This window comes from Exilibacterium tricleocarpae, assembly GCF_007004655.1.
Taxonomy (GTDB): Bacteria; Pseudomonadota; Gammaproteobacteria; order Pseudomonadales; family Cellvibrionaceae; genus Exilibacterium; species Exilibacterium tricleocarpae.
This window is the reverse complement of record NZ_ML660123.1, coordinates 1-13364: the sequence shown is the minus strand read 5'-3', so window position 1 is coordinate 13364 and position 13364 is coordinate 1. Positions and strand designations below refer to the sequence as shown.

The following is a 13364-nucleotide window of genomic DNA, read 5'->3' as shown; positions in this document are numbered from 1 at the left end:
GGTACATGGTCATACATTGGAGTTGTGCCGATACTCCAATCACCGAGGAACCGGATGAGTGAAGGCTCACGTCCGGGTCTGCAGGGGGCGTCGCCCGTAAGGGCGGCTCCTACCTAGAAGTCGGACGGGTTCGCCGCCCGCTGTTTGAGGCGTTAAGAGTAGGGCATGACACATACCCCGAAACGGAAGATAGTTGTTGCAAAACAAGAGTACGAATGGTGTATTCGTGGAGATGCGCTATACGCTGAGCATGCCGCAATTTACAAACCTAATATAAATGGCACTGCTTTGCATCTAGATATTTTGCCCTGGGATGTAGAAATACGACCCAAGACAGTCTCTGAAGTAGTAGAATTTGCATCAAAAAAATGGCTGGAATCCAGAAGCAAAAGGCCAACCAATAAGAATTGGTTTTACTTCCGGTCAATATGTAATTTTACCTAAGGGCGTGGCGAATTCGCATGAATACGAAGAAACTCTTAACAAGTAAAGCCAGCATCGCCCCTGCGGGGCTGGACCTCCGTTCCGGCGCTTCGCGCCTACACTGCGGCCGCTGCTTTGAGCGTTAGAGTTCAATGAGAAAAAAATGTATAAATATTTAATTTCCCTATTTCTACTATTGCCTGGCGTTAGTTCTGCCTGTTCGTGTCTCCATGTTCCCCTGGAGCAACATGTAAGGGATTCTGAGGTAATATTTGTCGGTGTATTGATTTCAACAAAACTAGTGGACCTAGACCCAGCAGTTGATAAAGAGTGGCCGTATATTGAGGGTGTTATAAAAGTCGAAACGGTTCTTAAGGGAAAAGTAAAAGAAACAGAAATAATAAAAACAGGTATTGGTAGCAGTGATTGCGGGATTCTGCTTACAACCGCCAGGGCATACGTGATATTCACTGATAACGAGTCAGGTTATGTGGGTTCGTGCGATGCTTCGGGAGAATTACCAAGATACAACGAAGCAGAATATATTAGTCAGCTTAGGGGTATCATAAACGGAGAAAAACCCTAACAAGGCTAACAAAGATCGCCAGTAAACTGGCTAGGACCTCCGTTTCGTTGCTTGGTTTGTGCTTTAACGCTACGCTAGCACAAACCAAGCAACAAAACTCCGGCCCTTTATAGCGGCGTTATGCCTCACAGGTGAATTATGGAATATAGCGAAGTTATAGAAAACTGGAAGATATTTGCAGAAGCTGTAAGAAATATGGGAGGAGAGGTTCAAGTACTGTCCTATGACGTTCCTGCTACCGAAGATGAAGTTAAAACACTTGAAGTAAAGCTAGGGTTTGATCTTCCTTTGAAGTTAAAGGAGGTGTTACTTGGCTTCTCAAAGAAAGTGGAGTTCAGGTGGTTTATGCCAGACGACTTCGAGTTTCAAGGTGAGCTATCTCAAATATTCTGCGGGGAAAGGCATTGGTCGTTAGATTGGATTGCTCAATTCAACGAGGACAAAAACGGCTGGCGAGATGAGGTTTTTCCAAATAAAGAAGATCCATACGATTTGGTGTGGCATCACAAGCTCGCTTTCCATGAAGTTGGAAATGGAGACTACTTAGCGATTGATCTCTCAATTCCAGGTCAAGAGCAAGTCGTTTACTTAAGCCATGATGATGGTGAGGGCCATGGAGTCCCTTTGGCAAAAGACTTTAAAGAGTTCGTTTGCTCATCTAGTCGCCTAGGTTGTGTGGGAGCTGAAGATTGGCAATGGCTTCCGTTTATTGAGAAGGGGGCTCCATTTATAAATCCCGATTGCGAGAATGCTAAGAAATTCAGAGAGGCCTTGAAGGTCAAGATATAACAAAGCGGTCAAGCCTGACGGCTATTCCGTTGCTTGGCTTATGCGCTTTAGCTACGCTAGCGCAACACCAATCAACTACATAGCCGCAGCTTACCGCGGCGTTATGTTTCTCCCAGGTTAAGGCATAGAAAATGAGTAAATCTGAAGAGTTTTGGGATGGGGCATCCAAGAACTATGACAAAACCGAAGAGCGATTTGAGTATATCCATAGTAGATCCAGAGAAAACACTAAGAGATTTCTAAACGATAGCGATAGGGTTCTCGATTATGGCTGTGGTACTGGAACTGCAGCTTGTCAGTTTTCTGCCCTAGTCAAAGAAGTTCAAGCAATTGATATATCATCGAATATGATTGAGATAGCTAGGGAAAAAGCTGCGGTAGCGAACATCGAGAACGTAAGCTTTGAGCAAGGTGATATATTTGATAGTAAATACTCAAATGAAACATTTGATGTCATTCTTGCATTTAATATGTTGCATACAGTCCCTAATCCACAGGATGTAATACTCAGAGTTAAAGAATTACTAAAGCCAAATGGTCTATTTATCTCTGTAACACCTTGTTTGCGTCAAAGGATGTCATTTCTAGTGAGCTTGCAAATCCAGTTCGTGAGCGTGCTGTGTAAGCTTGGTCTAATTCCAATTCCTATAAGAAGGATTACTAGCTCCGACGTAGAAAGCTTACTTGCGGTTGGTGGGTTTCAAACACTTGAATCTGAAGAGATATATAAAGATGCTTCTAGCTATTTTGTGGTTGCAAAGAAGTCAATCAAAACATAACAAGCAAAGGCGGGCGGATGCTGAACTTCACCCGTTAGAACGGACACCTCAACATAACGAGGAGTCCGCAAATGCGGACGTTACATGCCAACCAAGGTTCAAGCTCTATGCCAAAATTAGAAGATGGATATGAAATGGTGGATGAAGTGTTGTCTCCTGGTCAGCTCAAATCCATATATGACGAGATTGAAGCCATTGAGCCACCAGCAAAGACTGGCGGCATCCGCAATGCTGAGAAGAAATTTTCTTCTATACGAAAGCTTGCGGAATCAGAGAAGCTAAAAGTTTTAGCTAAAAGCTACTTACCCGATTCAGCTAGTTTGGTTCGAGCAATGTTATTCAACAAAACAGAAGAGAATAACTGGTTTGTAACATGGCACCAAGACAGAACAGTAACAGTGTCGGAAAAATTCGAAAAAGAAAATTGGGAACCATGGAGTACTAAAGATGGAATTCATCACGTCCAACCTCCAGTGGAGGTTCTCAATCAAATGGTAACGTTTAGAATCCATCTCGATAGTACAAGTAAAGAAAACGGCTGCCTAAAGGTGCTTCCAAAAAGCCACCAACTAGGAGTCTTGGATCATGAGACGATCCAAACGTATGTAGAGAATCATAAGCCCGTAGTTTGTGAAGCTTTGGCTAGGTCTGCGTTGGTCATGCGTCCGCATATACTGCATTCATCTAGTAAGGCATCAAGACCATCTCAGCGCCGGGTTTTGCACCTTGAGTACAGCAGTTTTAAACTACCTGGTGATGTCACATGGGCATAAAGCATGTAACAAGTTGCGCAAGCGGGACAAAATGCTGCGCATTTCGCCCCTTCGCAAAGCGTTAGGAGTCCCTATATGAGTAGCGCAGGAACACAGGCAAACAAATTCTATGAAGAGGTATCTTCAAATAAGTCTTTATGGTTTGCCGAAAACTCTGACGGAACTTCCCTCGAATTCGATATTGGTGGGGATCGAGTCTCATTTCCTCTCTGGTCATCTGAATCACGGATCTTAAAGCTTAAAAAATTGAACCCCGAATTACTATCCGAGTATTCACCAAGGGAAATGTCCTGGAAGTCTTTTAAAGAAATTCTGGTTCCAATACTAAAGAATAAGGATAGAGTGGTTGGTGTAAACCTTAGTGGTAAGAATATGTCCGGCTTCGATATGTCAGCGGAAACTGTTATCAGACAAGTGGAGGCTTTCTTTTGAGTTCAGCTCCCAACGAGTGGGTCAATATGACTTCAAAAAGCTACGCTTTTTTCTGCATATTACTAAAGCGTTAAATTTCTATGAAGATATACCATGCAACAGAGAAAAATTTAGAAGAAGTGGTGTCTTGGATAGAGACCAAGCAGGACTGTCGATTTTGGGGTGGGCCATCTGTCAGTTACCCAATTAGACTAGAAGCTCTTATTGAAGAGATTAGCTTTCGGACAGATAACTCTTACGTTTACAAGGTAAAGGAAAAAATTATGGCATTTGGTCAAGTGATTAAAAAAACTGAAGGTAGTAATCATCTTGCAAGAATTATCACTAGCCCCGACAGTAGAGGGAAAGGATATGGATTTGAGCTATGCAATGCACTGGTCTCAATTGCTAAAGAAAGCGGGGATATGATTACCTTGAACGTATATCGAACTAATCAGGCGGCGGTATCCTTATATGAAAAGCTGGGATTTACAGAAGATAAGGATAAATCGACCGATGAAAATGCTCTCATGGTCAAAACTTAACAAGTGTCGGCTGGCGGATCAATTTCCCGCTACGCTACAAATTGACCGCAGCTACAGGCGCTAAGCATCCCAATCATGAACGTAGAATATTGCTGGAGGGTAGATAAAGAGCTACCCATGCTAAATGAAGAAGAGTGGGAACAACTCAGTCCGTTTCTCTCCGATACAATTGAAAAAATTAAGGCTTATCGTGCAAAGCATGGCTGTGATATACCTACCGCAAGGGCTAATTGCAGTCCAGAAGCAGTTGCAAAGTTCGAAGAGCTAACAGGGTTCAAAAATATGGGTTACGACGTAATGTTCTATTTGCGGCGTAGTGACTATGGGCCAAAGTGCAAAAGCTGTGGCAAATTATTTCGCACTCCTAAAGCCACGCTATGTGTAGCATGTGGCCAAACTTTGATGCAAAATTCCTAACAAGACGCTGTTGTCATCGCAAAAAGCGCGGCTGGGACGACTATGCTATCGCTCCACCGCCTCAAAGCTTATCGTTATATTTCCGTGTTACCCAAAACAAGTAGGCACCCTGTATAGTTAGACTTATCTATATAGAGGTGCTCAAGATGGCACGTAAGAATAGACAAGCCTACACAGAAGAATTTCGCCGCGAAGCCGTTAAGCGAGCAGGGAAAGAAGGCAATACCACGGCATCTATTGCCAAGGAGTTGGGAGTGAGTCCGCAGCAAATCTACAATTGGCGATGTCAGTATAATTGCTTATCGGGCAAACAGTTCAACACAATGGATGGTGTGGATTACTCCAAGAAAGAAAGTGAAGAAATACGCAAGTTAAAACGTGAAAAAGCCGCTCTTGAGAAGGAGCTGGAATTCGTAAGAAAGGCAGCTGCGTGCTTTGCTAACCACCAAGAGTAAAGTACGCATTAACTCGAGAACAGAAAGATCAGTATTCGATCGCGATGATGTGCCGTACCTTAAGCGTGTCGCGATCGGGGTACTACCGGTGGCTGGATCGGCCTAAGAGCCAACGAGCGTGTTGGCGGGAGCAGATAGAGGCTCAAGTGATGAAAACATTCTCGACCTTTAAAGCGCGTTATGGCGCCCCCCGGATTGCAATGGAGCTAACGGTGCGGGGTATACCGTGTTCGCTCAATACAGTAGCCGACATCCCACAAAAGCAGGGGTTAAAAGCCCGTAACGGCCAGGCATTCAGCTACGGTGGTCGTGCGCTCACAATGCACAACGTGTCGGATAATTTACTGTGGCGAGAGTTTGGTGCGAATAAGCCAAATGAAAAATGGACCACGGATATTACTTATATCTGGGTTGAGGATCACTGGTTACATTTAGCGACAGTGATGGATCTCTATTCACGCAGTATTGTGGGGTGGGCACTCGACTCATCAATGACCGAAGAGCTCGTGACAGATGCGCTGTCGATGGCGTTCGAGCGCCGAGACATAGAGCTAGGCCTAACTATCCATTCCGACAGAGGCGTTCAGTATCGCTCTCAGAAGTCTATTGATTATCTAAAGAGAAAAGGTGGCCGGCCGAGCATGAGCCGAAAAGGAAATTGTTGGGATAACGCACCAATGGAATCGTTTTTTAGCCGCTTGAAGGTAGAACTGATATACGCGGAGCAGTATGATACAGATAGCTGATTCATATGAAAAGCTATAACAAGACAAGGCACAATCGCCAGCAGAGCTGGCTGGTGGTCAAATGTCGTTGCAAGATGCATTAATTAGAGTGCTGTTTCAGAGTTCAGCGCTTAAAAAGGCAAAGCGACGCCTTACCGCGCGCTTGCTCTTGGCGTTAGTCGGAAATGTGAGTAGAAGCTACGATGGCTGAAATCGAAGTTATTGTCGAAAAGGATGAGGAAAACGAGCGCCCAATTCCTACTGTATGGCGTCCGGTGTTTTCCAGTATTGTAGATGCCTTCGTGAAAAAAGACTATTCTCTTTCCTATAAAATTACAGGTATTTCTTCCATCTCAAATGAAACAGCCAAATATATTAAAGAGAACATCGAAGATTACGGGGAGGAATTAATTCCGCTACCTAAAGAAACGTGGAAATCTTCAGTGTATATATGGATGGGCAATCACTGGGACGTACTTATCGATCTATGGACTGCCGGTGAGGGACGTAGTGATTTGGTACTTCGCGCACGGGTTTCAGAAAGTGAAAATGGCTACACCATTGATATTGTCATGGTTTATGTACCCTAAATCTACAAAAGTGCCTAACAAATCGTGACGACAAGAAGGCTCCGCACCGGGAAAGCTTACACTGCGTTCCAGCTTCCCCTGCTCTCAGCGTTATGGTGCCTGCCCAGGCGTTTAATCAGTAACCTTAAAAATAGAAAGTTATTGCCACTGCTTGGCAGTCCAGTATCAAGGTAGGAGCTGTTTTCATCCTTAGCAGCTTCGTTCCGGTGCTTTCGTTAAAACAAGTGGCATCGTCAACGCCGACCGGTTTAGTGAGCGTGCCACTCAGGGAGAAAATCATAACGGCAAGTGTGGTATGCTTGCTAGTGTTTTAATCGGCTGTGGCCGTTCGTTGTCGCTCAGGTAGCGCAGTCTTTACGTACAGCTAGACGTCGCAGCTGTAACCAGGGCAGTCAGCGGGCAGCTGTTCCGCCGCTTCGCGGCTCCATAGCTACTCCTGCTACCGGCGTTGTGAGTAACCAGAAATTATTGTGAAAAGCGAAGAAATTGAGTTTGACTTAGAAAAGTTGGATGACGTAGAGTTGTCTAATAGACATTTTTCTAAAAAACGTTTAATAATTTGGTTTTTTCGTTGGGTCATTGGCTTTTCGATTATTTGGGCTGTTGTCAGTTTTAAACCAATTCTTTCATGGCTATGGTAGGCAGGTTTAGGTTTTTGCCTTATCACTCCTGCGATTGCTTTATTCTCGGCTGTATCAATAAATAGAAAGTCAAGATCTATAAAAAATTGGCTGGAAGAGTTCAAGACGAAATGGAATCAGATGATTTTGGCGGCAACTCATAACAAATGTAACCACATGGAGCAATTTCACGTTACGTTTCAAATTGGTCCATGCTACAGGCGCTAAGGCACTTATGATACGTATAATTTTCACGACAATAATTTTATTTTTTTCGAATTCCACTATAGCTTGGGAATGTCCTGAGTCTGGCAATAGCTTTGATGTGGATTTGCACTGGCATTTGGCAACCGATGTGGTAGCAGGTAAAGTGCTAGGTGGCGAACTTCTTAAAAACCAAACTCATGACCAACATATTAAATTCAAGTTTGAAATAGCAAGAGCCTTCAAAGGCAAGTTAAATGGGGTAATAGAATTAACGTTTGACGATTCTGGAGAGATAACATTAGGAAGCGGTTACATATTGTTTTTATACCGTAGCAAGAAAATGGATTTCTGTAGTAAATATATAAAGCTTCTCACACCAGACTTTGACAATGAACCCCTAAGAAGGAAGGATGTTGGCTATGCAGATGATATTCAGTTTATTCTTAACCAGTCTAAGGACCGGCATTAACAAGACGATACACGCGACGAGCATGTGATTAAAGCGTTATGCGTATGAAAGAACAATAATTGAAACCGCAAAAGCGTATTTTTATTTCTTACCATCTACCCATTGATAGTGGCGGCATATGCCATAGAAGTGGAAATCCCGCTTTACCTGGTCGAGTGGTTGGTAATCGGTGCGGCGATTGCTTATCCAATTTCTCGTTTCGCGAGTATTTACCTGTTTTAATTTGTGTATCTATGTGGTTTATGCTCCCTGTGTCAGGATACCTGTCGCCTCAGCTGAATCCATGAAAATATGGACAGGGGGCGGGTTGGAGAACCCAATGCCCAGATATTCAGCTGAACGCAAAGCCGCTGTGCTGAAGAAGATGTTGTCTCCTCTGAACCAATCCATCCCCGAGGTAGCCCCCCTGTGTGAAAGAAGCTGCCACAATTGGTTTACTTGAAGGGCTTCAAGGTGAGAGCAATGTCGCGTCAATTGGGCCCTATTTACTACCAGAGTCAAAAAATTGGTGGGGCAAAGTAAACAAGTTTCGGGAAAACGGTAAACCAATCAGTGAGTAACCGGCCCTATAACAACTTGCTCATTTTCACTCCGGGCCTACGGCCCGCCGCGGGACAGCCTGCAATGCGCTTCGGCTTCCCCTTAGACAGACATTAGGCACCAAAAATTGAAGAACGCAGCTGAATTTGAAAACACCAGAGACGATGTATTCGAAAGAATCGCATCAAGATATGATTTACTCTGTGATTTGTTTAGCCTGGGAATTCACAGAATCTGGAAACGCAGGGTATCAGACTTAGTCTCGGAAGAACCCTGGGACAATTTGCTAGATGTCGCTTCTGGAACTGGAGATATTGTATTAAAACTACTGCAAAAGAAAAAACTATTGTCAAATCAAAAAGTTATAGTTTCAGATATTTGCAGAAAAATGCTTTCAATTGCTGAGAGAAAAATAGATGACTACCGAGAAAACATTCGATTTGAAAGAATCAATGCACACTCTATAAATGAAATAGATTCATCTAGCATAGACGTTTACTCAATTTCACTTGGTTTGAAGATATGCGATAGAGAAAAAGCAATGCAGGAGGCGTTTAGAGTTCTTAAACCGGGTGGTAGGTTTGTATCCTTAGAGGCTTCAAATATACCCTTTAACTGGTTGCATAATTTATACTTGTTTTATATGGCTCTTTGCATGCCCTTTATCGGGTGGGTAGCGACAGGCGGCGATTCTTCAGCCTATAAGTACTTGCTTCACGGGGTCAGAGATTTTCCTAGTGCAGAAGATCTAAAAACTGAAATTGAATCAATAGGCTTTGAAAAAGTAAAATACGAGCGTCTGTCATTGGGAATCGTAGCAATTCACATTGCGGTGAAACCCGAGTGCGCTTAAGGTGGCTAGACTGTTAGAGACAGCAGATTCTCTTTTAACCTCACATTAACGGCTTTTGCTAATATCGAAGTCAATTTTTTCAAGCCACCAACCATTGATCAGCACAAACGCTACTGGTGGTAGCACGCAGTAACAGCTTTTACCTGTAAGAGTTTAGTCGTAATTTTCATATCGGACTTTAAGAGTACGGTTTTTCATGGTAGCTTCAACTGACGATATTATAAATAGAAAGTTCTCGTTGTTACTGGCCGTCTATACGGCAGACAAGAAAGTTACAATTAATACCGAAGGTTGTACCGGAAACCGGATGAGATTTGGTTGGGTGCGTATCCACGACTAAAGGATAACAATGCCAAGCAACATCGCGTACTGCGTGCGCTGGACCTCGCTACGCTCGGCCGCTGTTGGCGGCTTTGTGTGTCGAAATCTATTGCCACTCACCATTAGGTGGATAACGATATACAAAGGATAATAGAAATGAACCAAAATAATACCAGGCCGTCGATTACAATAGGGCAGCCAGCCTTAGATTTAAGTTTTTCTTCCCGGTCTATCTATGGAAAATTCTCTCTTATACTGCTTGTCTTCATATTTGTAACGTTGATCCCCCATTATGGCGAGATTTCCAGCTCGACGACCTTTGTTTCGGCTCAATTCATAGCACATGGAATATTGTATTTAGGTTGGTACATTCTGTTTGCTGTTCAATCTCATCTATCTTCCGCTAGAAATGTCGCCTTGCACAAAAAGTTGGGGTATATAAGCCTTCTCCTGGTGGGCGCCCTCATATTTAGCGGTATAGATATGTTGTTAGGTGTTATGAAAGGCTACGATAGCACCTGGAGTGCTGGTTATTTAGCTTCTCGGACAAGTTTTGTGTGGGCCATATTACACACACTGCTAAGTTTCGTTGCCTTTTACACATTAGGTATCGTATTCAGAAAGAAACTCCACTTTCATAAGCGTTTTATGGTCATGGCTTCTCTGAGTATGATATCGGCTTCGGTAACTCGCGTTGCATTTTTACCAATAGTGCCTGTAGATGGCATGGCTGTGACTCTGTTGTCTACATACGCATTGTTGCTGGCCCCAGTGATCATAGATCGCATAATCTTTGGAAGTGTTCATCCAGTACTAAAGTGGAGTGTTCCTATCTACATAATTACGCAAATTATCTGTATCGGTGTTATACCAAACACTGAAGTTGGTCGAGCGATAGCCTTCCCGTTTTAAGGGGGTGAGATGTCGTTTAATCTCATGAAAAGCGTGCATAAAAATACAGGAAAAGCGACGCCAAAAATCGGCGCGCTTGCTGTAAGTGTTAGGCAAAATTAGGAATCTGCATGAAAGAGTTCGAAATATTGGAAAACCAGGCAAGAGATCTGTACAAAGCATTTCCAGAATTGGAGTTCCGGACTATTGCTGCATTCACTCTAATAATTGGCTGGTTGCTTACAGCTGAGCATGCGCAATCATTTATTTTAAACAATGCTTTCATATCGAAACTAAGCGCCAGTTTTGCTTTTGGGTCTTTCGCGATTGTTCAGGCAATTTTTTTGAGAGGACATTACCTAAATCTTTCTAGGGTATGTTCAGCGTTAGAAGCTGTAGCAAAAGAAAACGGCTATTCACTAGTAATAGTCAATACTTATAGGGTGAGTTCGTTTCTGCCTATTTCTTACGCATTGATAAATGTGCTTTTCTGTTTAGCCATAGTTACTTTAGTTGTGGTAATAGGCAGTGCTTAACAAGGCGGTGTTGTTCGTTGCTTCGTAGCTGAGACGGCCTACGCCACCTTCTGAAGCAAAGCGTTAGGTGTACTTGAAGAAAAGCTTTATAAAATATGTCATTCAAAGAGTTTTTGGGAAATAATAGCTGGAAGGTAAAGCGTCCATCCGTAGAATATACTAAGGGTAATTGGGTAGTCGTATTTGACACAAGTTCATGGATGGAAGTTGGAACCACCAAAGTCCTAGGATGTTCGACGGCCCGGTGTCTGATGTATCTAAAATGCAATGGACGCTAAATTTAATTGAGAATTTATGTAAGACCGATGGAAAAACTAACAGCTGAACATATGACAAAAAGCTCAAACCGACGCACAAAAGTCGTGCTCGGCTTAGCTTGGCGTTATGAGTCAAGGCGGATATGAGCAATAGAGGAAAAATCTCGCTACTTCTCGGTGGTTTGATAGCATTAGCTACAGCTATTGCGCATGCCTCGTGTATATTCTTTGGTCCTGAGTGTTTCGAAGCTCAAATGGCTCCACCAGCACTCATTGAATCAGCCAAATCAGGCACGTGGATTGCGCCTGTTTCAACCTTAATAGTTTCTAGTCTATTCATTTTATGCAGTCTCTTTGCCTTATCGGGTGCAGGCACGATAAAAAAAATACCACTTACCTATCTCGCACTACTCGCTATTGCAGTTTTATGTATTCTTCGTGGTTTAAGTACAATTCCTCTATCACTTGTTTTTCCGGAAATGGTTAGCACTTTTAGTTTAATTTCTGGCTTTATCTGGCTTTATCTGGTTTTTAGCTGGGTTATTATATGCGTATGGTTTCATGCACTATCGTAAGAATAACTCATAACAATGGTTTCATGTCCGCACGCAGAAGGCGCGTGTTGGGGCGGCTCTACGTTTTGCTCCAGTCTGCTCCATACACAGGCGTTATGGCTTTCGAGAGTTAATTGAAACGATTCCTGACTACTCTTAGGCAAGATGGAAGTTTTGGCTTCTATTCCAGCATCATACAAGTCGATAAGCATGACGCTAGAGAAAAGTATCAGATTGAAGCGATTCTTTGTGCTTCGTCGAGTCACTGTCTGAAGATTGGCAGGCTGACGTGTTGCCATTGTCTGTTCATGAAGCTGCACAATCAATAGTTGAAGCCGCAGCCAGGTAGAAGGGGAATCCCGAGGCCCTCCGTTTGCGTTCGATGAATATGCTTTACGAAATGTGCATGGAGGGTAAGTCTATGATGATTTTTGTCCCGCTTGAGGACCAAGGGTCGATCCCCTCGGTATTGGGGATAAAGGACTTGAAGTCGTTGCAGGCTAAGTTTGAACAATTATAACAAAGCAAGTCAAAATCGCTGCACTTTGTGCAGCTGGACTCGCGCAAGCGCTCGCCTATGCTCGCGGCGTTATGTGAATTCCCTACTCTGCATCATACTGAAAAATGTCTTCTATGGACAAACCAAATAATTTGGCGGCCTTAAAAGCTAAAGGTAAACTGGGGTCAAATTTACCTTTCTCTATAGCGTTGATTGTTTGTCGGGAAACTTCCAGTTGGCTAGCTAAGTCGGCCTGGGTCCAGTCTCGTTCGGCACGCAGTACTTTTAGACGGTTTTTCATCGGAGCTTTAGTTTGCCGACTAAAATTCCTAGATTCCACACCAAGCCGGCAAGTACCGCTAACAATGCTACTACTAATTGATCAATATAAATTATCTTCGCTGCATTTAGTATCAATAGACTTCCGAACGCAATCCATAGCGCACCTAAAGTTATTGCCATGGACTCTAACTGGATTTTTCGCTGCATTTCATCTAAGGCTTTGAGCCAGCGTATATGGGCTGTAATCGCTCCAAAGCTAATTCCAAGATAGATAGACAATGCAAGAATACCGACTAGCAGCTTTTGAACCGGAATGAATACGGCAGCGGCGCAGCCCAATACGATTGCAAGCGCCATTGCCAATGACCAATACGTTACGCCTATCGACGATTTTATTTCACGAGCAGAGTACTCGCTTGGGTTTGAACTTGAATTTCTCACGAGTCAACCTCCCTTGTCCAAATGTAAAGCTGAATTTACACAGCGGAATAACATGTGTCAAGTGTGTTTTACATTGTTCGATATTGTTCAGATATTGGGCAGTGACCGGAAACGAGGTGTTCAGGAGTTCACATAACAGGGTAAGCCAGAAGGATTGTCAAAACGCTACCCTCTGTGTCGGCCTCTACTCACGGCGCAACTGAATATAGTGGTTTAGGATAAGACATGAATTTGAGCTATAGGCAAGGAAGAAAGGAAGACCGTCCCCGTATCGCCAAATGAAATTGCGTATTCCGGCGAAGATGAACACCTATTCCGGGCGAACGTGAACACCTAATGTCCTAACGCATCACCCGTCCGGATTTTTAACCCAGGTGTTCATCTTGGGTCAACTGCCCGAG

The 13364-nt window shown here is 43.4% G+C and carries 18 protein-coding genes; 16 read left to right on the top strand and 2 right to left on the bottom strand.

The annotated features are described in order from the left end of the window. The first annotated feature begins 586 nt into the window (after nt 1-586). The 16 genes from FKG94_RS27990 (at nt 587) to FKG94_RS27920 (ending at nt 11762) form a co-directional block, all read left to right on the top strand. Nucleotides 587-1009, top strand: a complete 423-nt coding sequence (locus FKG94_RS27990; protein ID WP_142930259.1) for a hypothetical protein — start codon at nt 587-589, stop codon at nt 1007-1009. 138 nt (nt 1010-1147) lie between these two features. Further along, nucleotides 1148-1798, top strand: coding sequence for an SMI1/KNR4 family protein (locus FKG94_RS27985; RefSeq protein ID WP_142930258.1), 651 nt, complete (start codon nt 1148-1150; stop codon nt 1796-1798). Between the two features lie 131 nt (nt 1799-1929). After that, on the top strand, nt 1930-2577 hold the full coding sequence (locus FKG94_RS27980) for a class I SAM-dependent methyltransferase (RefSeq protein ID WP_142930257.1): 648 nt from the start codon (nt 1930-1932) through the stop codon (nt 2575-2577). A gap of 71 nt (nt 2578-2648) precedes the next feature. Continuing rightward, nucleotides 2649-3350 carry a phytanoyl-CoA dioxygenase family protein gene (locus tag FKG94_RS27975; protein WP_246125462.1) on the top strand — a complete coding sequence of 234 codons (702 nt, stop codon included), beginning with the start codon at nt 2649-2651 and terminating at the stop codon, nt 3348-3350. Nucleotides 3351-3425: 75 nt separating this feature from the next. Next, nucleotides 3426-3782, top strand: coding sequence for a DUF2750 domain-containing protein (locus tag FKG94_RS27970; protein WP_142930256.1), 357 nt, complete (start codon nt 3426-3428; stop codon nt 3780-3782). An 80-nt stretch (nt 3783-3862) separates the two neighbouring features. Beyond that, the gene (locus FKG94_RS27965) at nt 3863-4306 is read left to right on the top strand and encodes a GNAT family N-acetyltransferase (protein WP_142930255.1); all 444 of its coding nucleotides are present in this window, start codon (nt 3863-3865) and stop codon (nt 4304-4306) included. A 117-nt stretch (nt 4307-4423) separates the two neighbouring features. Further along, on the top strand, nt 4424-4723 hold the full coding sequence (locus FKG94_RS27960; protein WP_142930254.1) for a hypothetical protein: 300 nt from the start codon (nt 4424-4426) through the stop codon (nt 4721-4723). A 146-nt stretch (nt 4724-4869) separates the two neighbouring features. Beyond that, nucleotides 4870-5178, top strand: a complete 309-nt coding sequence (locus FKG94_RS27955) for a transposase (protein WP_218943669.1) — start codon at nt 4870-4872, stop codon at nt 5176-5178. Between the two features lie 44 nt (nt 5179-5222). Next, nucleotides 5223-5924 carry an IS3 family transposase gene (locus tag FKG94_RS27950; RefSeq protein ID WP_342779127.1) on the top strand — a complete coding sequence of 234 codons (702 nt, stop codon included), beginning with the start codon at nt 5223-5225 and terminating at the stop codon, nt 5922-5924. Nucleotides 5925-6106: 182 nt separating this feature from the next. Then, complete coding sequence (locus FKG94_RS27945; RefSeq protein WP_142930252.1) at nt 6107-6493, top strand: DUF7668 domain-containing protein; 387 nt, start codon at nt 6107-6109, stop codon at nt 6491-6493. Nucleotides 6494-6963: 470 nt separating this feature from the next. After that, nucleotides 6964-7134, top strand: coding sequence for a hypothetical protein (locus FKG94_RS28870; RefSeq protein ID WP_179957847.1), 171 nt, complete (start codon nt 6964-6966; stop codon nt 7132-7134). Between the two features lie 214 nt (nt 7135-7348). Further along, complete coding sequence (locus FKG94_RS27940; RefSeq protein WP_142930251.1) at nt 7349-7789, top strand: hypothetical protein; 441 nt, start codon at nt 7349-7351, stop codon at nt 7787-7789. A 667-nt stretch (nt 7790-8456) separates the two neighbouring features. Next, nucleotides 8457-9182 carry a ubiquinone/menaquinone biosynthesis methyltransferase gene (locus FKG94_RS27935; protein ID WP_179957846.1) on the top strand — a complete coding sequence of 242 codons (726 nt, stop codon included), beginning with the start codon at nt 8457-8459 and terminating at the stop codon, nt 9180-9182. A 477-nt stretch (nt 9183-9659) separates the two neighbouring features. Continuing rightward, nucleotides 9660-10415, top strand: a complete 756-nt coding sequence (locus tag FKG94_RS27930; RefSeq protein ID WP_142930249.1) for a hypothetical protein — start codon at nt 9660-9662, stop codon at nt 10413-10415. 110 nt (nt 10416-10525) lie between these two features. Further along, nucleotides 10526-10930, top strand: coding sequence for a hypothetical protein (locus FKG94_RS27925; protein ID WP_142930248.1), 405 nt, complete (start codon nt 10526-10528; stop codon nt 10928-10930). A gap of 400 nt (nt 10931-11330) precedes the next feature. Next, nucleotides 11331-11762 carry a hypothetical protein gene (locus tag FKG94_RS27920; protein WP_142930247.1) on the top strand — a complete coding sequence of 144 codons (432 nt, stop codon included), beginning with the start codon at nt 11331-11333 and terminating at the stop codon, nt 11760-11762. A 581-nt stretch (nt 11763-12343) separates the two neighbouring features. Here the strand turns inward: FKG94_RS27920 and FKG94_RS27915 are convergent. Together FKG94_RS27915 and FKG94_RS27910 are read right to left on the bottom strand one after the other, a co-directional pair. Next, nucleotides 12344-12541 (bottom strand): helix-turn-helix transcriptional regulator, encoded by a 198-nt coding sequence (locus FKG94_RS27915; protein WP_142930246.1) that lies wholly within the window; start codon nt 12539-12541, stop codon nt 12344-12346. Further along, complete coding sequence (locus FKG94_RS27910) at nt 12538-12963, bottom strand: hypothetical protein (protein ID WP_142930245.1); 426 nt, start codon at nt 12961-12963, stop codon at nt 12538-12540. Before FKG94_RS27910 ends, FKG94_RS27915 begins: the two co-directional genes overlap by 4 nt. Nucleotides 12964-13364 lie beyond the last annotated feature (401 nt).